This is a genomic window from Bradyrhizobium sp. McL0616 (assembly GCF_049993385.1).
Classification (GTDB): Bacteria; Pseudomonadota; Alphaproteobacteria; order Rhizobiales; family Xanthobacteraceae; genus Bradyrhizobium.
Genome location: NZ_CP188255.1, coordinates 5644038 through 5666229 on the forward strand (window position 1 = coordinate 5644038; position 22192 = coordinate 5666229).

The window sequence follows — 22192 nt, forward strand, 5'->3', positions numbered from 1 at the left end:
GCGACGGATCCGGTCGTGTTTAGATGCCGGAACAAGTTTCCTCAAGGTGGTTTTTCCTACGCGATAAAATGCCCGCGATACAATCAAAGCGTGCAGATCATCACGTGTTGAAGATAAGTCTAAAATGTGCGGAAAGCATGACAATTGTCGCAGCGCATTAGACTTACCGAACTTCGTGAATGTCGGCCTGGACGCGGTGAAGCATCGCATATCGGCCGCCTGTTCGCAGTAGCTCTTCGTGGGTACCGTCTTCCACCAAACGTCCGCGCTCGATAGTGAATATTCGATCGCTGCGCCGAACGGTCGATAGACGATGCGCGATAATGAATACCGTTCGTCCTTGAGCTATTCTGCGCATGTTGTCTTGAATGACGCGCTCGCTCTCGTAGTCCAGAGCGCTCGTAGCTTCGTCAAAGATCAGAATTCGAGGATTTGTTACGAGCGCTCGAGCTATTGCGATGCGCTGCCGCTGGCCACCCGACAGGCTGGCTCCGCGCTCGCCGACGACCGTGTCATAGCCTTCCGGCAGCTCCAATATGAAATCATGAGCCCCGGCGAGCGTCGCCGCTTCTACGATTTGTTCGATAGGCATACCTGGATCCGATAACGCAATATTTGCGCGAATGGATTGGTTGAAGAGCACGTTTTCTTGCAGGACCGCACCGACCTGACGCCGCAGCCAGGAAGTGTCAATCATTGACAAATCAACTCCGTCAATGAGCACGCGGCCACTCTCGGGGATAAACAGACGCTGAACGAGTTTCGCAACTGTACTCTTGCCCGACCCAGAGGGGCCAACAATACCGATGACCTGCCCCGCAGAGACCTTGAAGCTGACGCCGTGTAAGACTTCTGGTCCATCGATGCGATACCGAAAGACGACGCTATCGAAAACCACGTCTCCCCGGATCGAAGGCAACGCTGTGCGCGCTGGGTTGAATCTCGGCTCCGGAGTCGTATTGAGGATATCTCCCAGACGGTCGACGGACAGTTTGGCTTGATGGAAATCCTGCCAAATTTGAACCAAGCGCAAGACCGGTTGGCTCACTCGTCCAGCAAGCATATTGAAAGCCACCAATTCGCCGACGGTCAATTCGCCTGAGATGACAAGGCGGGCGCCGAAATACAAAATCCCTGCCATGACCACTTTATTTACGAACTGAACGCTGTTGCTGGCAGTGTTGCCCAAACGCAGGACTCTGAAGCTTGCAGCTACGTAAGCGGCGAGCTGCTCTTCCCAACGCCTTTGCATCTGGGGCTCGACGGCCATGGCTTTGAGAGTATCAACACCATTGACGCATTCGACCAAGAAGGCCTGATTTTCAGCTCCGCGTTTGAACTTGTCGTCAAGCAGTCGTCGAAATCGCGGCGTGGTTCCAACAGAAATTGCGACGTAAACAGGTAGTCCCGCTATCACGATGCCCGTCAACAAGGGCGAGTAAACAAACATGACGCCAAGAAAAACCAGCGTGAAAAGCAGGTCGATAACCAAGGTTAGCGCAGAGCTCGTGAGAAACGTTCGGATGCTTTCGAGCTCACGCACCCTTGCCACGGAATCACCAACTCGGCGGGCTTGAAAGTAAGCGGTAGGCAGCGCAAGCAGGTGCTGGAACAGTCTTGCTCCAAGTTCGACGTCGATGCGATTGGTTGCGTGGGAGAAGAGATAAGTTCGCAGAGTACTAAGGATGGTTTCGAACAGGCCTATTCCAATCAGGCCGATTGCAAGAACGTCAAGTGTACTGAGACTGCGATGCGCAAGGACCTTGTCAATGACCGCCTGAAAAAGCATTGGCGATGCGAGACCTAGCAGTTGCAGGAAGAGAGATGCGACGAGCACTTCGCCCAGCTGGTAACGATATTTGTGGATCGCACCCAAGAACCATGTCAGATCGAAACGACGTGTCAGCGCCGTCAGATCCGCCCGCCTCGTCATCAAAACGATGCGTCCATCCCAAATCGCTTCGAAGTCGGCCTTCGTCAGCAATTCCGGGCGCGGGGTTTTGGCGGATTGGGCAACGATCTTGTCGTCGCCAACCTTACCAAGCAAAAGAAAACTACCGTCTTTGAGCGCTGCGATGGCTGGTAAGGGGGTGCGCAGCAACCGTGCCCAATTTCCCTTCAACTCACGAGCCTTGAGGCCGAATTCCCTAGCACAGCGGACCATATCAGCAGTGCCGATCGCTCCTGTACCGCAATGGTGCCGAATCTGTTCGGGGCTGGCGCTGACCCCGTGAAACCGCAAGAGCATGGCCAGTGTCACGAAGCCCGGGTCAGTCGGCAGAGGAATTTCCGAACCATCCGTCATTAAATTGTCCCGATCCTTACCATTTTACCGTCTGGGGCGCCGCAACGAGCCCCCAAGTATAGCGTTGCGATACCGTTTGATTTATTAACTGAATGGGGCAAGGGCTTGGCGCTTTATATTCGACAAATTTATCCCCGACCAAAGGGAAGATTTACGGTCTGCGGCCAAAAGTAGGGCGTTATTGACGCGTTGTACGTCGCCTTCTGAGGTTGAACGCCATTTTGAGCATGGAATCGATGGAGCCAGCGAGAAAAATAATACCCTTTCTGGCGCCGAGCAGGTCGCTGGCCGCCGAAGAACTAGAATTCCTGCCTGCTGCGCTGGAGATCGTCGAGACGCCCCCCTCGCCCCTTGGCCGGGCCGTTGTGACGACAATCGTAGCGATGCTCTTGCTTGGCTTGGGCTGGTCGGTCTTTGGCCATGTGGATATAGTGTCAACAGCGACCGGAAAGGTCATACCGACCGGTCGGAGCAAGGTTATCCAACCCTTTGAGACAGGAGTCGTACGCGCGATTAGGGTAGTCGATGGCCAGGTGGTCACGGCTGGCGCGCCGCTGATCGAACTCGATCGCACCATCAACGAGGGCGAGATCAACCACCTGAACGGCGACTTGCAATCTGCCCAGCTGGACATTGCACGTTTAAGAGCTGCACTCGCAGACACGGATGATCCGCTGGGCGCGTTTCGTCCCCCGGAAGGCGCCAGCAAGACGCTTACTGCAATGCAACGTCAGTTCTTGGTAGCTCTGGTATCCGAACACCGAGCAAAGATCGCTTCGCTGGACGGTCAGCGGGCGCAGAAGGAGGCCGAACTTGCGACGATTTCGGCGTCCGTGCGCAAGCTCGACGCCGTCATTCCGACGATCGAGGAACGCGTCAACATTCGAAAGTCCCTCAGCGAATACGGCTCTAGACTTCAGTACTTCGAGGTGTTGCAGCAGTTGACGGATAGCCAGCAAGAAAGGCTAGTTCAGAAGAGTCGTGGCAAAGAGATTGAGGCCGCTATCGCCTCTTTGATAGAAACTCGCAGCCAGACCCGGGCCGAGCATCGTAGAACCTTATGGGCCGACTTGACCGAAGCCGAGCGCAAGGCTGGCGGCCTGGAGGCCGACCTCTCCAAGGCGGAGCAACGCGCCAAATTTCAACTGCTGACCGCCCCCGTATCGGGCACAGTTCAGCAATCGGCGGTCAACACGATCGGCGGTGTGGTGACGCCGGCCCAAACCCTGATGATCATCGTCCCGAGCGACAGCCAGATCGAGATTGAAGCTACGATCAACAATCGCGACATCGGCTTCATTCACGCCGGTGACCCGGTAGAGATCAAGGTCGATACGTTCGACTTCACGAGGTATGGGCTATTGAGGGGAAAGGTACGGACGATCTCCTCTGACTCGGTAGCGCGGGACTCGAGCGACAGACCCAATGAACGGCCCCAGGCTGGCTCTGCCGCTGGAACAAGCGAGCCCAAAGGCCAGGAGCTCAACTACGTAGCGAGGATTTCAGTCGAAGATCCTCAGATCAAAGTTGAAGACAAGCTTGTGAATCTGTCCCCCGGCATGGCTGTAACTGCCGAAATCAAAACCGGGTCGCGCCGGATTATCGGTTACCTGTTGTCACCGCTGATGAAGTACCGGCAGGAGAGCCTGCGCGAGCGATAGCCGGCTTTGAAATCGGAGCAGGGTTCGCGGGACGCGGGTTTAAAGCCACTGCTCTGGCGGCGGCGTGGGGCGGCTGCCCTGACCCCGTCGAGGCGGCGCGGGGTACAGTTTGTCGCATAGTCTGCGGCCCCAATGACGCCGGCACAGAGAACTTTGCCCGGTTGAGCACCAAGGACCGCGCGAGCTTACCCGGTCGCGAAAGCGGCAGTGGGATGGTCGCTTCTGGCGATAGCATGACCCACCTTCGGCCCCTATACGCGAGCCCCATGGGAACTGGAAAAACGGAGGCCGCCTCCGTCAAGGCTCCGGTCCATAATGGCTCGATGACCGATGGCGTGATCCGATCCGATGGTACCTGCTGCTGGTTTGCCCACGCCGGCAATGCCGCTGGCTCCGGAAGAGAATCGACTCCCGCGATCGGAGTCGCCGCGCGGAGCGGATCCAAACTAGCCCAAAAGGGCAGCTTGGTCGAAACAGAAGAGCCGAGCGCCCGTGGTATCGCGGGCGCGACATCCTTGGTGTACGGCTCGCTGGTTAACTCTGCTTTCCCTGCAATGGTCGCGGGTTGAGCCAGATTCGGAACACCGCCGATCGCCGAAGCCGACGGCAGTTTCCCCTTTACCGCGCGATCGTCGATCGATGGCCTCATTTGAGCGGTATCGAAATCAAGGTAGTCATCACGTTTTCCTACGGAGGATGGCTCTACGGGGTGGGACAGCACCGATGCAGGTCTCTCCTCCGGCGGAGGATTCGCGGTGGAAGGAGCGGCCGCAGACCGGACAGGAAACTCCGGGGGGTCTCCGATGATGTCGCGCAGCCCTGGTCGCGGCTCGGGCAAGAATGCGGAATCGCCAAGGGAAAGCGTGGGCTGTCCAACATAGTACAGCTCATCCGGTAGCGGCGGAGGAATGTCGTATTCGATACTCTTGAATTTGGCAGGTAACTCAGTCGACGCCGCCAGCTTCTCAAGATGACGACGGGCCTCTGGTCCATGGGCACCGTTCGGATATCGCTCCAGATAGGTCCAGTAGGCATCTGGCGTTTCTACTTGGCAAGTCCGCCGCCAGGTAATCGCCTCGCGCCGCGCTGCGAGCATCGCCAGAACCCGCTTGCCAAGTAGATCATGGCCATGGTCCGCAAGGAAATCAGCGTAAGCATCGAAAGTGTCGCGTATCAAGGCTGCGAGGTAAGCTTCTTGCGGGCCAAGATCAGCCATTCGCTGCGAACGCAACCATGCCACACGCTCGAGCGAATGGGCCCGCTGCACTGGATCAAACGGACGTTCGACCAGCACAAGCTGACTCTCGATGCTCGAGCTGTGCCACGGCACCTGCTCCCCCTTTGTCAATTCATGGACCCGCAAACGAGCGCGAATGAAAATTTCAGGCAACGCAAGGCCCGCCTCATTGATCATTTCAGCGAGTGCCCTTGCGTAGGGGCCATAGCCGTTTGTGGCGTCAGGCGAGAACATGCCGGGCGCCGCGTTAAATGCAACCAAGGAGTTGGCCTCGGGCTCGAGCCAGGCGAGCCCGGCGGCAGGCGGCGCACCGTCAAGAACAAACGGACTCTGCCGGGCTGCGTCGAGAATCATGATCGCCGCTTTCGGTCGAAGCGCGGCAAGCTTGTGCGAGAGATCGGAAAGCCGCAACCCATAGCGAGGCACATCTGAGGCTACGGCAATTCTTGCGTCGACTGGCAGGAGATAATTCTCGCCTTCGAGCTGCAAGCCATACCCAGCAAAGTATACGAGGGCGATGGAATCCGGTCCCGCCTTTCCGACGATCTCCAAAAATTCGCTGAACTGCTGACGTAGTGCGTCTTGGTTTAAATCGCGAGCGTGAATGACCTCAAATCCCGCGGCCTGTAGCGTTCCAGAGATCAGTTCAGCGTCGTTTGCCGGCGTGGCAAGCCGATGGGCCTCGTAAGATGCGTTACCAACGATAAGAGCCAAGCGCGTCTGAGACGCTGCCGCACCTGTGGGGGGCGAACCAACGAGAATAAGAAAACTCAATAAAAACAATACCTTCAGGTATGAGCGCATATTCTTTTGCTCAAATTTCGAACAGGCCTAAGCATTGCTTTAAATGCAGCCGACCGCAAGCACACCGTCAGATCGCGGAGAAAACCAGCAGGCTGATCCGAACGTCGGACATCACTCTGATGACGTACAGCACTTTACGACAAAGCGCTTTGATAATGCTGCTGCGTAGTTGCCGACGTCGCGAGCTGGAAGGCCGGATTGACACCACCAATCTCAGAAATCCCAGTCGTCCCCGACAAGCCGGCATCGAATGGCGAAGATGGGAATGCCGATGCGTTGTGTTGCGACCACAAAGCGAGTTTGGCGTCGATCGAATCCCAAGACGACGCTGTATCCGAACTACTCGCCAGGACTTCGCTACCCTGATTCGTGGAAAGTGGCGGATCGACAAGCATTGTGCCGCCGTTGCCATCGCTTGATAGGATGAAGTTACCCAGGGAATAGTTGCCACTAAGAGCGACGTGCGCGGTATTGGTCCCGTCGCTCACGTTGAGATTCCCAGGTGAGTTGTTCCCGGAATAGCTGACGGTCGCGCTGGCACCGGCAGTGACGTCGCGCAGATCGATGAAATTGGTCGTGGTAAGCTGACCGCTCAGAGTGCCACTAAATTTCGTCGATTGGTCGATCACAAGCGTACCGGTTGCTCCCGCGAAGCTAATGGTGCCGGAATAGGCTCCAACAAGCTCCACGCTTGCGCCGCCGCCGACGATCAACGAGTTCGCGTTGATGATTGTCCCGCTGCCGGATAGGACGATCACTCCATCGCCATTGAGATCTTGGTGGAAGGAGCTTTCCAGCGCCTCCAGCGATGCGTTCGTTCCCGGCACGCTGTCGAGCAGAGTGGAAAGATATCGACCGCTGCTATCGGTGCTCCACACTGCATAAGTGTTCGCCGAGCCGTACCTCCAGGCAACGTCGTAGCCGGTTGCAGTTTGTTCGGCTCCAATCGCAACCCATCCCGGAATGCTTGTCGTCGAAAGATTCGTGCCCGGCAGGGACAGAATGGGGCCTACGCCGGTGCTTATGCTCTGCAGATAGTAGTAGTCTCCGCTCACCACCAATTTGGTCGAGCCACTCGCCTCAATCGTGGTGCTTGCAACGGCGGGAACACCGATCGTACCATCACCATTGAGATCTTGGTGGAACGTGGTTTCCAGCGCCTCCAGCGATGCGTTCGTTCCCGGCACGCTGTCGAGCAGAGTGGAAAGATATCGACCGCTGCTATCGGTACTCCACACTGCATAATTGTTCGCCGAGCCGTACCTCCAGGCAACGTCGTAGCCGGTTGCAGTTTGTTCGGCTCCGATCACTACCCATCCCGGAATGCTTGTCGTCGAAAGATTCGTGCCTGACAGGGACAGAATGGGGCCTACGCCGGTGCTTATGTTCTGCAGATAGTAGTAGTTTCCGCTCACCACCAATTTGGTCGAGCCACTGGCCTCAATCGTGGTGCCCGTAACGGCGGGAACACTGATCGTACCATCACCATTGAGATCTTGCTGGAAAGTGGTTTCCAAAGCCTCCAGCGATGCGTTCGTCCCCGACACGCTGTCGAGCAGAGTGGAAAGATATCGACCGCTGCTATTGGTGCTCCACACTGCATAAGTGTTCGCCGAGCCGTACCTCCAGGCAACGTCGTAGCCGGTTGCAGTTTGTTCGGCTCCAATCGCAACCCATCCCGGAATGCTTGTCGTCAAGAGATTCGTGCCCGACAGGGACAGAATGGGGCCTACGCCGGTGCTTATGCTCTGCAGATAGTAACTGTTTCCGCTCACCACCAATTTGGTCGAGCCACTGGCCTCAATCGTGGTGCCCGTAATGACGGGAACACCGATCGTACCATCACCATTGAGATCTTGGTGGAATGTGGTTTCCAGCGCCTCCAGCGATGCGTTCGTTCCCGGCACGCTGTCGAGCAGAGTTGAAAGATATCGACCGCTGCTATCAGTGCTCCACACTGCATAAGTGTTCGCCGAGCCGTACCTCCAGGCAACGTCGTAGCCGGTTGCAGTTTGTTCAGCTCCAATCGCAACCCATCCCGGAATGCTTGTCGTCAGAACATTCGCACCGGAGATAGACAGAAAAGTACCGAGGCCAGTGCTGATGTTCTGCAGGTAATAGGTCCCCCCCGCACCAGCAGGTTGGTCGAGCCGTAGGCCTCAATCACGACACTCGTATCGACGTTGAGGTTCGGAAAAGTTGTCAATGCGCCTGATAGATCGGCCGAGTTTCCCGCCGTGTCCCTGATCGTCGCGCCGTTTGCGACCATTTGGGTTATTGCGAGCGCTGAGACAGTGCTATCGCTTGATCCGACAGTATAGCTGAAGGTCAGCGCACCGGTGCCAGAGCCGCCAGTATAGGTCGCAACGCCGCCGTCGTTCAACGTCAGCGTCGGCGTCCCGCCGGCAACCGTTACCGCCTCGCTCAGGTTCAGAGTCAGCGTCACCACGCTGCCCGTTCTGATCGTACCGCTGCCCGACGTGATTCCAGTACCCGAGGTCGACACCGACGACACCGTCGGTGCGGTGGTGTCGATCGAGGGGCTGCCTTGAGCGATGCCTGTCAGCGACAGATTAGCCAAATTGCCCGCGCCGTCAGCGATGCCGGCGCCGTTCAAGTTGAAGGCCGACACCATAAGGTCGGGGGTATTCTGACCCGCCAATACAGTATAGCTGAACGTCAGCGCGTTGGTGCCCGAACCACCAACATAGGTAGCAGTGCCACCATCGTTCAACGACAGTGTCGGAGTGCCGCCAGTGGTGTTGACCACCACCACTTCGCTCATCGTGATGGTGTAGGCGACGATCCTGCCCGCATTGAGTGCACCTGTCGAGGGCGTTTCTGAAATCGTGCTGACCACGGGTGCCGTGGTGTCGATCTGCAGCGTGCCGGACGGGTTCGTCACCGCGCCGGTCAGGTTCGCCGCATTGCCCGCGCCGTCCTTGACTGTCGCCGAGTTGAGGTTGACCGCCGTCACCGCCAAATCGGACGTGTTCTGCCCTGCCGCCACCGTGTAGCTGAAGGTCAGCGCGCCGGTGCCAGAGCCGCCGCTATAGGTCGCAACGCCACCGTCGTTCAGTCGAGGTGGGCGTTGCGTGTCCCGAGATAGAGGGAGGCGAATTCCGCCCAGGAGTTCGAGGGTCCCATGTCGACTACGCGAACGGCCTCGATCCGGGGCTTGGGAGGCTCACAGTCGAACAGCGTCGGAGGCTCTCCATTCTTGACCGCCTGCCAAAACGCCTTCTCCGCGGCAATCAGCACGGTCTGGTAAATCGGATCGGCCTCGATCGAGAGCTCCACCCATTTGCCGCCGCCGTTGATGATCGACAGCACGGATTTGCTGGTGTTGGCGACCAGCATGTTGTGCTGGAGCTGGGCCATGTGTTTCTCAGCCGCTGCTTCTTCCGAGAACGACCAGGGAAGCATGAACTTGGCTTCGAAGACCGCGCCTGTCTCCTTGACAAGGCCGTCCAGGGTAGCCGCCATCCACGGAATCGACCGATGCATGACATGGCTCTGAACACTGACGACATGGTAGCCGGCATTGCGCTCATACCAGCATCGATTGAGATCTTCGGTGACCAGCCCCGGCTGGACAACTAACTCGCCCGAAAGATCAACTTCCGGGGTCTCGCCGCGCTTCTCTTTCCAGAGCCGCAGCAGGGACTTCTCATCCTTGCCCATGATGACCCGGGCGTCTGACCCGCCGATAAAAAATGGCGCCGATCATGCTTAAATGTTTGTTTCTTTTGAATTATTGACATCGTGTAGCCTCCGGCCATGCATTTGAGATAGGAGTGGGGGACTGCTGGGGCGGCATCGTGTAGTATCAACATTTTAAGGCTCTATCCAATCACCCCGGGGCAATGTCGCGCCGCGCGCGCGCTGCTCGATATCACGCAGCCAGCGTTCGCCGAGCTCGCGGGCCTCGGGCTCTCAACAATCGTTGATTTTGAAAAGTCGAGACGCGACGTCTCGCGGGAAGCCGTTTTCTCGCTTCAGCAGGCCCTGCAGGAGGCCGGCATTCAATTCATCGGAAGAAATGGCGGCGGGCCAGGCGTGCGGTTGAGGAAATAGCAGGTGTTACGACCCGCCTCTGCCTTTGCTGTTCAGGCACGAGTTCGTGCAGTCTCTCGACAGAAAGGAACCATCCCGGGCTGAAGAAGGCGATCGTAAGTCCTCTCCCGTGTGTTCTGGCAACGCTTTGACCGGATCAAGCGGCAACGATGACGCGCTCGTATTGCCGGCAGCGTCTGTTGCCGTGTTGCCGTTGCCTGAAGCATGATGGCAGATCAACTGCTCAACCTTCTTCGCAGAACTCTGCCCGCTAGCGCGAGCGCTTTCTGTACATTCTCTTGCAGAGGCAGCCGGATCACACGCCCATGAACGGAGCCGTATCGAAGTGCCTGTACTATCTCAATGTCCAAAAGAGATTCGTCCGCAGTATAAAGAGGTCTGATGCCCTTCCGAACGGCCGCAGCCATGCCGTCCAGCAAAGTCGCGACTGCAATCTGCTCGTCCGAGAAATTGAATTCTGCAAATCGGTTCGACCATCGGACTTCACCGATTTTGGGCAGGCTTGCGGAAATCGAAACTAGACGCCCTGATGAATCGCAATTCCTCACCAACGACGCGGTCTGGCTTTCTCCGGACGCGCTATCGCATACCGTGATGACCTCGTCAGACATGCTTCCCGCCGTTCCGTGAAAGTGCACAGACGAATGGAGCGCCTGACCAAGAACGGCATAGTTGTGCTGAAGCCGAGCCCCGTCGGTGAAAATGACCGAACCAGATTGCCACCTCACACCGTTCTCAAAATGGAATTCCTCATTGCGCACTTTGGTCGGATTTCCCTTTAGATATCGACGAAGCTGCGCGATGCCATGATAGCTATAGGAGTGAAAATCATTGAATGCCGCAAACACATTGCCGAAAACGCCTAACTCAAGGAGCGTTTTTCTGAATTGTTCGAGCGGCAGGAACGGGAATTGCTCGGCCACGCCAATTGTGACCTTTTTCATCGCCGCCTTCGCGATTAGTTTGCGAACGCCAGCTGCAGACCAGGCCAGCGGCGTCTCCACCAGTAATGGAATGCCGTGGTCGAGGAGACCGTCAACAGTCGCCTCCGTGCGACGGTCCGGAACGGCCACGACCAAAAGATCAGGCTCTTTCTGATCGGCGAGCTCTTGAGCGCTTGCAAACGATTTGATCCCAGTTTGGCTCTCGAACCTTCTCGATCCTTCAGCGGACCCCGTCGCAAAGCCAGCAATCTGATATCGGGAAGACATCTGTTCCAGTATGGGGAGATAAATTTCCCGAATGCGCCGCCCTGTTCCTACAAGACCTATTTTGATAACAGTTGAACTTTCGGTCTCCCGACGGGTTTTCTGGTACATGAATGATAGAGAGGGAAATTCAACTTTCTCCGGACGCTCTGACGATACTGCAAAGTAATTAGACTTCAACCAGTCTGCCAATCGAAGGCTCATGGCTACGATCATTAACGTTGGGTTAGCCGCGCCCGAGGTCGGGAACACCGAACTACCCGCAACAAAAAGCCCCTCCACCCCATGCACTTGGCAGTTCTCGTTCACCACGCCTTCCTTCGCACTGACAGCCATACGTGTAGTCCCAGTGGGGTGAGCCTTCTCTGTGCAGCGCGAAACCCATTCGCCTAGATCATCAAGCCAATGCGGGACATCTAGCGCGGGTAGGTCCAGGCGACGGAATTCGTCATGCAAGAGCAGGCTCATTCGCTTGGCAGTTTGCCTTTCCAGATCGCTGATTTTCCAATCTATTTTGGCCAGCGGCATTCCGAGGGCGTCTCTGTTTTCCGTGCTCAGAGTGATGCGGCTTGCAGGGTCCGGCTTTTGCTCCAAGATGAAATGCAGTTCATAGCGCTGAGCTCTCACCCTCTGCGGTCGATGCGCAAAGCTGCGCCTGTAGAGTCCTCGGGAGATTTCCCCGAAGCTCCGCAGGACCTGCTGCGCGTCTCGGCGGGTATTTTCAGACAATCTTCGTGACCGCAATGCGGGCACAAGTCGCTGTATCGCTGACCACGGATCGTCTTCAGCAAGCCCAAATTGGTCGATGTACGCGTGACAGTTTAGCAGCCGCTCTTCTTGTTGAAGTTCTCGGCTCAGCCCAAGACCGTGCAGGAACACATGCCGAGCCCGCTCGTTGTCTAACCAATATGTGCCAAATCTAGAAAGCAGCCTTTGCGCGCTATCTTCACCAAGATCCCAAATTCTGCAATCCGTATGATCCATTAAAAACCGGCCGACCAGATCATTCTGATTGCCAAGACCGTGAGCAGCGGATCGGTTGGACGAAAGGAGGAGCCTCGCGTTCTCTATTCCTCCACAGCATAGAACGAGAGCCCTCGATCGGATTCTCGCCTGCTTGCCGCGCAACGTTCTAACGTCAGCCGATTCAAACCGCCCTCCATCGGGACTTGTGTTGATGTGGGTCAGATTGGCGTGAACCAAAATCTGGATGTTGTCCGATCGGACATTCGTGAGGTCTCGACCAAAATCAACCGAGATTTTCTGGTCACGAGGGCTCCGGCTAAATTGCCAAAACATTGGCTTGAGCGGCCTCTCATTGAGAGGCGGGAGCGGGCGACTTACGCGGAATTCGGACCACAAGCTCTCATCGTAACGATTCGGCCCGAGGCCTAGATTTGTTCCAGCCCGCTCTAGATAGGGTTGTATGTCGACCAGCGAGAAAGGCCATCCCGAATGAGCAATCCAAGGCCGCGGTTCGAAATCTAGCGCGTCAAAGGGAGCGCAACGACCGGTCCAGATACGCGAGCTACCTCCAAGCCCGCGTGAACGAATGGCGCTTTGATCTACCTTTCGTGGCCCGCCGACGCATTCTATCGTGTATAGTGAGTGAGATTCCGGCTCCTCGTCAAAACCGCCGCCCTCCAAGAGCAAAATCTTGGTGCCCAGATTCGCGAATTCGTTTGCTATGGATAATCCCGCCGGGCCGCTGCCGACGATACACAAATCAGTTTCGATTAGAGCATCATCGCATAACAAATCTAAATCAAAGACTTTCATGGTACCACACACAGCAAAGCCAATAGACTAGCCGATCGAATCTGAGCATGCCAGAGCGACCGCAGCCCGTGCTCTGACTGATCCGTCGGTGCGTCCATCCTCGATACAATGAGTCCAACAGTTCCACGACGTTAGCCCCAAGCGCCGCCGTAGTCCTCGAGACGACGCCAAAACCAAAACCCGACGCTCGAAGGGTCAAAATTTGCTAGCCGGTTTTGCCCGTGCGGAGAGCAGCGGCCACCCACCACCGTCGGGGGTAGCCAGGGATTGCGGGAGGAGACGAGCGCGTGATCGTCGTCGTGGCTTTTGAAGCGCGATTGCCGGTCTCGACGTCGTCGCAGTAATAGGTCGACGGCAACTACCAGGCATTTCAGAGGTTACGTCAATATCGATACAGGGATTGGGCCCTCCGAATCAGAGGTCTCTCCATGAACCGCCAGGATAACATTGCGAACGCAAACACAATGATGAAGGAAAGAGCTGACAAAGAAAGCGACAGAACATTGCTCACACTGGTTTCTCCGCCCAAGACCGCGAAGCGAAGTAGCGCACGGACCCCCTCGTGGACAATGTAAATGCCGTAAGCCAATGTTCCGAGTTTCACTAAGATCTGATTTTTGAAGACCGCCCCTTCAACTCCGCCAAGGTTTAAGACTGTAAGCAGCAAAAGCAAAGCATAAAAAATGGCAATCCAGGTCAATCCAATCGTATAAAGGATCGTCTCGTGCTTCATTAAGAAAACGAATCCGCCTCCTAAAATCAGCAGGCACACATAAATATGTAATCGGCGAGCTGCAAACCAATACCAAAGCCGCTCGTTGCGGCAGACCAGCGCGACGAGAATGCCGAAACCAAAATTGTCTGCGCGAGAAGGCAACAACACGTATGGCCCAAAAAATTCATTTCCAAAAGCCCACAGAATAGATCTGACGGCCGGTGCGAGGAGAATCGAACTCAATGCCAGCCAGAAAATCCCACGGTGGGTCAAATTTCGAACTAAGAAGGGGAGAAGGAGATAGAATTGCTCTTCAACCGCAAGGGACCACGTAATTCCCATCCACTTTGGCCCAAACGACTGGTACCAAGCCATCATTGAATTTTGAAGAAACAATGCGTATGACCAAACCGGCAACTCAGCATTGAATATCTCTTGAAGCGCCCCCCCTTCATTGCTCTTGACTAAATACAGACCAGCAAGAAAGGCCGAAAGCCACAAGAAATAGAGCGGGAAGATCCGATAAATTCGGCGCCAATAAAATGTGCGATAGTAGTTTTTTGAATATTTTTCATCAATTAAAATTCCTCCGATTAAAAAACCAGAAAGAACAAAAAAAAGGTCGACGCCGCTCCATGTAATTCTCAGAGGGAAAAGCACATAGGCTTGCCATGAGCCATGGGCAATGTCCTGAACCGAATTAACCAAGTAATGCCAAATGAGAACAAGTAGAATCGCAAGTCCTCTGATCCCGTCAAGCTCAAGGATTCGACCCGTCAGGCGGGGATTTCGCCAAGTATCCATCAACTTCAACATTGGTTGAGTGAAAATTCAGCAGTGGGAAAAGCGTATTCCTGGGGAACAGGCTAGGATGTGATGTGGCGAGAGCCAGTGCGGTGTAGTGTAGATGCTATTTGCGGGTTGAAATGCGGAACGCCGGCCAGAGAATGGGATCGATGTGAAACCTGCAGTTGGCGCGCAAACCCACCTATCAATCCCAGATTCAGCGCGAGCATATATTGGGATTGGTAGGTAATCAGGATCCACTCCACGTAGGAATGGAGGCAGACGATTACTAACCCCACTCCAAGCCCCATCATGATATCGCCCCTCTCATCTGCGCCATAGGCGAACCCCCCCCGAAATGCGACTGCTGAAGATTGGAGAAAGAGTATCACAAGAGCAATTACCCCGAGATAACCTGTTTCAGCAGCGGCTAACCAATAGATGTTGTGAACGTTGCCAATACGGCTCGTGTATGCGTTGGAGACGCCTGCCAAATCGTCGTAGCCCTTAGTGTTGGCGATCAGAACGAAGTGGTTGGCTCCGACTCCCAACGGGTAATCAGAAAGCATCAACCGCGCCGCCTTTACGTAAGCAGCCCGCTCATCGTACACCTCTTCACCGGCAGGATCAGCCGCAGAGCTTTGTTTCGAAAAGCGTTGCTCAAATGACGACGATACGAATGGCAAAACTAACGCGAGTATCGCCAACGCCCCTAGCAGAACCAAGCCTTTCCTAGGCTTCCATTGCCGCAAAGCGGAGAGTACGAAAACCATTGCAAATCCAACACCAGCAAGACCGACGGTAGCACGCGAGGTCGTCAGGACCTCTACGACTACGCCGGACAATACAACCACAAAAGGAAGCCAGCCACCCCGGCCAGCCAACAACAGCGCGAAGAAGGGAAAAACAATGAAATGCGACACCAAACCTAGAGAGTTCTGGTGGATGAAAGTTCCGCTCGCTTGAACCACCCCCTCTCCAAATCGCTGCCAAATCGTGATGCACGCTTCCAAGATCAAGCCAACAGCCATACCGTTCAAGATCGCACGCGCAACGCGCGGCTCCTTGCAGGCTTGCGTGACAACAGCATAAAGCAGAAACATTCGCGCTATTTGCCATACGTAGAAAAACACGGCGATCGGCTGCTCGGCGTCAACCATTGATAGCAAAGTCGCAAAAAGATAGAGCGCCATCGATATCCGAAAAGGAAGGCGATGATGCCGTCCGCGCAAACTGATAAAGAGAGCTATAACGAGCACATCGAGAACAGAAAACTCCATTCCCTTGGCGTAACCAGGCCATTCAGGCCAAGAAATGATACCAATGTACGAATGAAATGCGCTCATTACGAGGGGCAAACATCCCACAACCACCCAAATTCTGGAGGTTTGATTAGGATAGCGGCGCAGCCATGCAGAAAGGGCGATTGCGGACGCCACAAGACAAAATAAAGTAATCCATTTCACGGGCCGTTCTTTCTCCCGTGCAATTTGCCACCGTAAGGTTAAACTGACACAAAATCTATTTGGGATTAAGTGCGGAGTTTACACACTCACCTCTCCGGTGCAATAAGAGATTCCGCTGCGACAGTTAATTACTTCGCATTGCGTCGGCCTCCGGAATACCGTCCGCGAATTGGAGAGCCCTGCGGCCGCTGGAAAGCCGGTCGCGCGCTACCTGTGAAATGCTTCTATGAAGCGCCCCCGGCTTTGAGCTAGGGTTCTGTTTTCTGCAAAATCGTTGCTTGGGATTGGCTCATTCCACTCCGCGTTATCGTAACGGCTTTAGGTTGAGGAGCCGCCCAAGCAACGGCCCCCTCGCTGAAGGGAAGCGGTTGGAAGCTCTTCAGTTCATTCGAGATGGGGCCGCGGACGTACGTTCGCACGTTGGATAGAGACATTCGGGAGTGAATCGGAGGCCCAAAGCATTCGCCCGGCTAAGATTCGAACGGGGATTTTTTCCAACGGCCGGACCATCATCTGAGCTGCACCCGGTTCCGAAGACACCAAGTTAGGTGTTTTATGGAGCCGAAGGTGGGTCATGGAGAGAAGGCAGTTTACACGAGAGTTCAAGCTTGAGGCGGTTAGACTGATTAAGCAGCGGGGCGTGTCGTATGCGCAGGCGTCGGCAGACCTTGGTGTTCACCCTACGCAGTTGCGCAGTTGGGTGAAGCAGCTTGCCTGATGCGGCAGCAAGCCCTTAAAGCGCGCCCGCGACGGCGTCGACTGCCGCCCGATCTGGGTGAGCGGCAGATCGCCGCCATCGCTCCGAACATGCTCGATCGCAGCTTCGAAGCACCCGCTCCCAACCGCAAATGGATCGCTGACTTCACCTATGTGTGGACGGCGGAGGGGTGGCTCTATGTGGCGGCCGTCGTCGATCTGTTCTCCCGCCGTGTGGTTGGCTGGTCGATGAGCGCGGCGATGACGGCCCAGCTCGTCACTGACGCCCTGGTGATGGCGATCTGGCGACGAGGCAAACCGGACGCGCTGCTGCATCATTCCGATCGCGGCCGCCCAATACACCAGCGAGCAGTTCCAGCGATTGATGACCGATCACGGCGTGGTCTGCTCGATGAGCAGGTCCGGCAACGTCTGGGACAACGCGGCGATGGAAAGCTTCTTCTCGTCATTGAAGACCGAGCGCACTGCGCGCAAAATGTATCGAACCAGGACGATGCCAAGGCCGACGTCTTCGATTATATTGAGCGCTTCTACAATCCGAAACGCCGGCACTCGACGATCGGATATTTGAGCCCTACGGAGTTCGAGCGGAAGGCTGGATTAGCCTAAGCCGGTGTCAACAGAACCGGGTGCAGCTCAATCTACGTAGTCCAAAGCCAGAAGCGCCGCTTGCCCATCCCCAGCAACGTGGGATAGCATCATCCCTTCGTTAAGATACTTGTAAACGATTTTACGTGGAGTGATTAAAATGCTCGGTCCGGTTGGACGTTTTGGCAGCAATTATCTGCGCAGCAAAGGCTTCATTATTGAGAGACCGACCGAGATCGAGCGAACGTTCGAACGCAGCTTCTGGAAAGAATTGTTTTCCAGCGACATCGATACCTTCGCAGCCGTTTATGCACAAAATCGCAAGACGCTTGCCAAAGTCCCGAAATGGATTTCGGAAGAGACCATTGCCTGCTCATTGTGGAGCTATGGCGTTCATGATATTTGGCACGATAGTCAGGATGCTTTGAACCGGACGGGGATCGATGATCTTGAGACGGAAATCACAGCGGCTGACGTACTCGGCTTCGTGGCAAGGAAGTTGAGTCCCGGCGTTTCCTATCTTGAGATCGGTGTGTCCGTCGGAAAGAACATTCTTCAGCTCGAACACCAGATATCCAATTCTGCACTTGTCGGGCTCGATATCGAGGAAGTGAACCCTACGCTTGCCGCCCAGTTCCACGAGCCAACCGACGTGATGAAACCAAGCTTGCCCTACTGGGTGGATACTTTCGCGGGCAAGAAGGCGGAGAAGCGCACGACCTTCAAACGAATGACCTCAGAGCGCTCGAACATATTCGAATATCTCAGCGCCGATGAATTTCGTAAGTCCACCTGGCAAACACTCAAGGGAAGGAAGTTCAATCTGGTCTTTTCCGACGGAGTACATACCGGAGAAGCGCTTCGTACCGAGTTCGATTACCTGAAGGAAAACGACCTCATCGCACGCGATCGCTTCGTGATGTTCTGGGACGATCTTAACCATCCAGAGATGCAGGCAGCGTTCGTCCATAATTGCCGCGAGCTTTGCAAAATCTTCGGTAAGGATGATCGGGCAATTTTCCTGTTCAAGCTCCACGGCAGCTATGGAGCGCAGCGGCCCATGGGAATGTTCTCGTCGTTATCATAAGCCCGGCACACGCCGCATTCGGAATAACCGGTGGTTAAAGCCCTCGCACAACAATAGGAGATCGAGATTCAAAGTCTCGACGTGCGACGAGCTTACCGTGTGCCTCGAGTCGGAGGAGTTGAAATGGACAGCAGTAGCCCCGTCGATCCCGTCTACAACGATCTAACCGACCAGCACATTGTCGGTCTTATAGTTATCGTTCTGGCTTCTGCCGGATTGGCGAGAGTGCCTTTTTGGGCTGTCCGAAGCACCTGAGCGAACTGCTCTTGGCTATGTTTAGGAGATGAAACATTCTTGTTGATTTTTGAGTCCCGCCAAATTGGCTATACAATTGTGGATTTTTAATTGACACGCTCCCACGAAAAATTTCCGGTTCTCGACGGACTGCGCGCGATTAGCATTCTGCTGGTGCTTGCATGCCATTTGCTGCCATTGGGCCCGCACAAACTGCGGTTGAACGAGATGGCGGGCGCAATGGGGATGAGCCTGTTCTTCGCTCTCTCCGGCTTTTTGATCACGTCCGGCTTGATCAGGAACCCGAATATTCAAGAATTCCTGATGAAGCGGTTGTCACGAATTTTACCACTGGCATACGCATACACGCTCGTGGTGTTTCTGTTGTTAAGTTTCGATCCGAAGTCATTGCTGTGGACCAATCTGTTCTTAGTGAACTATCTCACGCAATATTTGAACGATTGGAATGCCCATTTCTGGTCACTGTGCGTCGAGATGCACTTCTATCTGGCTGCCGCAATTGTGATGATGATTGCAGGACGCAGGGGCCTCTGGATCGTTTGGCCAGCATGTCTGGGCATCACCCTTCTTCGCGTCAACGCGGGAGCGTATCTTGCAATAGAAACGCATCTGCGTGTCGATGAAATCCTGTCCGGCGCTTGCGTCGCGACCATCTACAACCGTCGCCTCACATTCAACAGTTGCCTTTCATCTCGAGTCTTCCCTGCACTGATGATCGTGGCGGCGTTGCTGTGGACTATCTCCGCTTGGCCCTCGGCCGCCGCCCTCCAGTACTTCCGCCCGTACATGACGGCGCTGCTTTTGCTTGTGAGTCTTCACTACGGCGCCACTAGGCCTGATACACTTCTGGCGTCACGCCCACTGCGTTACATCGCAACGATTTCGTACGCGCTCTACGTTATTCACCCGGCGACGGCACACGGATGGATGAGCGAAGGAAGCATAATGACGAAGTATATGTTGAAACGTCCCATCAGCTTTGCATTAACATTTATCATCGCGCATCTTTCTACCTTCTTTTGGGAGAGCCGATGGCAGTCGGCGGCGAGGCATTGGCTCCGGAGGCGCCCGCAGATCAAATCCGCCGAAGGTATCGTCGCGCCAAGCAATCCGTCGCTCTCTGGTTGAATGGGCCTTTTCAGAAACGAAGATCAGACGTCGTTTGCATCGGCTGAATATCGCACCCCGCCTCGAATGTCGGGGGCGAGCTTTTTGTCACCAGCGCTCCACAGTCGCTCTAGATGGTGACGGTAACGCACTGGATCGACGCTGTCTTTGGAGTGGATCATTACCGCTACCGTTCTGGAATCAAAATCGGTGAAGAATGCGTCGATTGCCGAATCGGTCGCAAGCGGCGTGTGCCATGACGCCCTGACCAGCGGCACCGATGAAGGTGCATGGTTGACAGCGTCATATCCCAGCACTTCGGAAACGAAAATTCCATAAACCATATACTCGGAAAAATTGGTCGTGCGAGCAAGCGCAACCCGCCAATCCATCCCGGTGCTGGTCTCAATTCGCTGCTGCATCATCTTCACGGTCTCGCGATTCCAGCAGATCATGTTGCCAACATGATTCCGAGAGGCGCCGTCATGCTGCGCAAGACCCAGCAAACGACGCGCGACAGTGGTCCATTTGGGATCGCCGGCCATGCCCACATCGAGCAATCCGACCTTCCCATCGACCAGAATATCCTCGCGATCAAAGTGACGGAAGAACGCGGTGTCGGAATCGCAGAACACCAGCGTCTGCTCGGGAATGGCGTCGATGGACGCTATCTTCAGAATCTGCTGGATGATCCATCCACGCACCGGAGGCGCCTTGAGGCTGAACCAGAAACTCCTGCGACCGGGCATGCGCCAAATCCATTTTCCCAAGAGTGCTTCAGACTCGATGAGCCGCCGCCTGCCCGTCTCAAGATGTTTGAAAGCCCATCTGTCCCGCCGATCAACTACCAGATAATGTGGGACATCTGGCGAGGTTCGATCGAGAGACCTCGCCAGGAGTTCGCATCGCGATAAATCCGGCAAATAGGTCGGCGTCACGACAGCAATCGAGTGGTTGGATGCTTCGATAGTTGTCAATTGAGTTATCCTTGGGTGCGAATGCCTAGCAGGCCCGGAGATGCAATTGATCGTGGATTGCGTGGCGGCGAGCTTAACCCTTGTAATCTGGTCGCAACAGCCTCCGCGGCCGACGAAACCCATCCATTAATGCGTTTGGATCAACGTCCAAGCGCTATTGCCTGCTTCATCAAATCGATCCGGCACTGCATAGTGGCATCGCGTTCAAACAAACGCCCTGAAACGCGCGCCTGCCTAACTAGTTCGCGCAACATGTCTCTATCTTTGTCCAAATCGGCAACAACGCGCGCAAGCGCCTGCCAATCTCCAACCTCAGTGAATTCTCCTCCACCGCATTGCGCGACCAGGTCTCTCGGATAAGAGCTTCCATAGCCTATCAGCGGGCATCCTGAAGCCAGCGCTTCAATCAAACACCTGGGCGATTCCGGAGTCTTGTGACAAAACAAGAGGATGTCCGAACGACGTAAGGTGCTTAGAATTTCGTCGCGATCTGATACGTACCCCCCGAAGGTGACATTTGTCAGTCCAAGACTTTCGGCGGTGCTCCGCATATTTGGCAGCTCGAGCCCATCCCCAAGCCACACTGCCTCGAACCGAGCCCCGGCCTGTTTCGCTGCATGCAATGTCTTCAGCCAATCTATCGGCCCCTTCATTTCGATGGCTCTTCCGACGTAGGCTATCCGCAGCGGACGGGCCTCGTTGAGGCTTAGTAGTTTATTTTGTAGCTCCCCTTCGCTAACGTAGTCTGCTTCGGAAACCGGCATGTGGTAGACCTTGTGCGGGTTTCCGCAGTACGGCGCATAGGCGTCGAACACGTCCTGTCCTTGCAGTAGCGCGGCGGCGGAATGTTTCAGGCTGTGGCGATGTTGCCGCTGGAAGATCGTGGTCATGACGTGCTGCTTGATCATCCGCTTCCATCGAAGATCTTTGGCCGATCCAACTCTGGCGACCTCTTCATAGACAACATCAGCGTCGATCACATAAGGCCGGTTCATCTTTATAGCTTCGCGAACTGCCAGGGTTGGCCAGTCGCCGATGACGGTGTGCGGAGAAAACACCAGGTAGTCGGCTTTCTGAATCTCCCGATTGATAACTTTCCTGACGCTCGCGTAGTAAAGCAGAAAATCGCGCCAATTATTCGCGTTCGGCAGCGCCACCACTTTCATTCGATTTTGGAAAGGCAAGTCTTTTATGCGGCACGAGCGCCTCAGTCCTGAATTCCGTACATCGGTCGTGACTGGGCATGCGACGCAGACTTCTTCAAAATTATCCAGGCACAAGCGCGTACCTTCGCAGAAATCGGCCTCAAGTTCCAACTCACCGTCAACAAGCGTCATCACACTCGGCAACACTTGCAACAGACGCTCCGCCATCGATCAACCCATCATTGTTCTAAGGCGTCGCCAACCAATGGCTTCGCATG

The 22192-nt window shown here is 55.3% G+C and carries 14 protein-coding genes and 1 pseudogene; 5 read left to right on the plus strand and 10 right to left on the minus strand.

What is annotated here, in order from left to right; translation table 11 throughout:
- Positions 1–163 precede the first annotated feature (163 nt).
- The gene (locus ACPPVR_RS27645; RefSeq protein WP_426609720.1) at positions 164–2305 is read right to left on the minus strand and encodes a type I secretion system permease/ATPase; all 2142 of its coding nucleotides are present in this window, start codon (positions 2303–2305) and stop codon (positions 164–166) included.
- Positions 2306–2532: 227 nt separating this feature from the next.
- Between ACPPVR_RS27645 and ACPPVR_RS27650 the strand changes: the two genes are divergently transcribed.
- Positions 2533–3966, plus strand: a complete 1434-nt coding sequence (locus ACPPVR_RS27650; RefSeq protein ID WP_426609721.1) for an HlyD family type I secretion periplasmic adaptor subunit — start codon at positions 2533–2535, stop codon at positions 3964–3966.
- On the opposite strand, the gene ACPPVR_RS27655 is transcribed toward ACPPVR_RS27650, so the two are convergent.
- From ACPPVR_RS27655 to ACPPVR_RS27685, 7 genes are all read right to left on the minus strand, one after another.
- The gene (locus ACPPVR_RS27655) at positions 3905–6007 is read right to left on the minus strand and encodes a caspase family protein (protein WP_426609722.1); all 2103 of its coding nucleotides are present in this window, start codon (positions 6005–6007) and stop codon (positions 3905–3907) included. The two genes, ACPPVR_RS27650 and ACPPVR_RS27655, sit on opposite strands and share 62 nt — an antisense overlap.
- A 134-nt stretch (positions 6008–6141) precedes the next feature.
- The gene (locus tag ACPPVR_RS27660) at positions 6142–8121 is read right to left on the minus strand and encodes a hypothetical protein (RefSeq protein ID WP_426616200.1); all 1980 of its coding nucleotides are present in this window, start codon (positions 8119–8121) and stop codon (positions 6142–6144) included.
- A complete protein-coding gene (locus ACPPVR_RS27665) occupies positions 8061–8984 on the minus strand; it encodes a hypothetical protein (protein WP_426609723.1) in 924 nt (307 codons plus the stop codon). Before ACPPVR_RS27665 ends, ACPPVR_RS27660 begins: the two co-directional genes overlap by 61 nt.
- A 98-nt stretch (positions 8985–9082) precedes the next feature.
- Complete coding sequence (locus ACPPVR_RS27670; RefSeq protein WP_426609724.1) at positions 9083–9691, minus strand: YqaJ viral recombinase family protein; 609 nt, start codon at positions 9689–9691, stop codon at positions 9083–9085.
- Positions 9692–10299: 608 nt separating this feature from the next.
- Complete coding sequence (locus tag ACPPVR_RS27675; RefSeq protein WP_426609725.1) at positions 10300–13071, minus strand: GMC oxidoreductase; 2772 nt, start codon at positions 13069–13071, stop codon at positions 10300–10302.
- 382 nt (positions 13072–13453) lie between these two features.
- On the minus strand, positions 13454–14602 hold the full coding sequence (locus ACPPVR_RS27680; protein WP_426609726.1) for an acyltransferase family protein: 1149 nt from the start codon (positions 14600–14602) through the stop codon (positions 13454–13456).
- Positions 14603–14652: 50 nt separating this feature from the next.
- Entirely contained in the window at positions 14653–16038 is a 1386-nt protein-coding gene (locus tag ACPPVR_RS27685) for an O-antigen ligase family protein (RefSeq protein ID WP_426609727.1), read from the minus strand.
- Positions 16039–16612: 574 nt separating this feature from the next.
- On the opposite strand from ACPPVR_RS27685, the gene ACPPVR_RS27690 reads away from it, so the two are divergent.
- The 4 genes and pseudogenes from ACPPVR_RS27690 (at position 16613) to ACPPVR_RS27705 (ending at position 19813) form a co-directional block, all read left to right on the plus strand.
- Complete coding sequence (locus ACPPVR_RS27690; protein ID WP_426609728.1) at positions 16613–16756, plus strand: transposase; 144 nt, start codon at positions 16613–16615, stop codon at positions 16754–16756.
- Positions 16753–17364: pseudogene (locus ACPPVR_RS27695) on the plus strand (IS3 family transposase); the annotation flags it as partial. The gene ACPPVR_RS27690 and the pseudogene ACPPVR_RS27695, both read left to right, overlap by 4 nt.
- Before the next feature lie 139 nt (positions 17365–17503).
- Complete coding sequence (locus tag ACPPVR_RS27700; RefSeq protein ID WP_426609729.1) at positions 17504–18430, plus strand: hypothetical protein; 927 nt, start codon at positions 17504–17506, stop codon at positions 18428–18430.
- Positions 18431–18775: 345 nt separating this feature from the next.
- Positions 18776–19813, plus strand: a complete 1038-nt coding sequence (locus ACPPVR_RS27705; protein WP_426609730.1) for an acyltransferase family protein — start codon at positions 18776–18778, stop codon at positions 19811–19813.
- Positions 19814–19836: 23 nt separating this feature from the next.
- On the opposite strand, the gene ACPPVR_RS27710 is transcribed toward ACPPVR_RS27705, so the two are convergent.
- Together ACPPVR_RS27710 and ACPPVR_RS27715 are read right to left on the minus strand one after the other, a co-directional pair.
- Complete coding sequence (locus tag ACPPVR_RS27710) at positions 19837–20769, minus strand: DUF6492 family protein (protein ID WP_426609731.1); 933 nt, start codon at positions 20767–20769, stop codon at positions 19837–19839.
- A 140-nt stretch (positions 20770–20909) separates the two neighbouring features.
- Positions 20910–22142 carry a glycosyltransferase gene (locus ACPPVR_RS27715; RefSeq protein WP_426609732.1) on the minus strand — a complete coding sequence of 411 codons (1233 nt, stop codon included), beginning with the start codon at positions 22140–22142 and terminating at the stop codon, positions 20910–20912.
- Positions 22143–22192 lie beyond the last annotated feature (50 nt).

What these genes read in the sequence shown, in the direction of transcription:
- ACPPVR_RS27670 (WP_426609724.1), bottom strand. Translation starts at nt 9,691, where the DNA reads ATGGGCAAGGATGAGAAGTCCCTGCTGCGGCTCTGGAAAGAGAAGCGC.
- ACPPVR_RS27645 (WP_426609720.1), bottom strand. Translation starts at nt 2,305, where the DNA reads ATGACGGATGGTTCGGAAATTCCTCTGCCGACTGACCCGGGCTTCGTG.
- ACPPVR_RS27715 (WP_426609732.1), bottom strand. Translation starts at nt 22,142, where the DNA reads ATGGCGGAGCGTCTGTTGCAAGTGTTGCCGAGTGTGATGACGCTTGTT.
- ACPPVR_RS27680 (WP_426609726.1), bottom strand. Translation starts at nt 14,602, where the DNA reads ATGTTGAAGTTGATGGATACTTGGCGAAATCCCCGCCTGACGGGTCGA.
- ACPPVR_RS27655 (WP_426609722.1), bottom strand. Translation starts at nt 6,007, where the DNA reads ATGCGCTCATACCTGAAGGTATTGTTTTTATTGAGTTTTCTTATTCTC.
- ACPPVR_RS27675 (WP_426609725.1), bottom strand. Translation starts at nt 13,071, where the DNA reads ATGAAAGTCTTTGATTTAGATTTGTTATGCGATGATGCTCTAATCGAA.
- ACPPVR_RS27690 (WP_426609728.1), top strand. Translation starts at nt 16,613, where the DNA reads ATGGAGAGAAGGCAGTTTACACGAGAGTTCAAGCTTGAGGCGGTTAGA.
- ACPPVR_RS27700 (WP_426609729.1), top strand. Translation starts at nt 17,504, where the DNA reads ATGCTCGGTCCGGTTGGACGTTTTGGCAGCAATTATCTGCGCAGCAAA.
- ACPPVR_RS27650 (WP_426609721.1), top strand. Translation starts at nt 2,533, where the DNA reads ATGGAATCGATGGAGCCAGCGAGAAAAATAATACCCTTTCTGGCGCCG.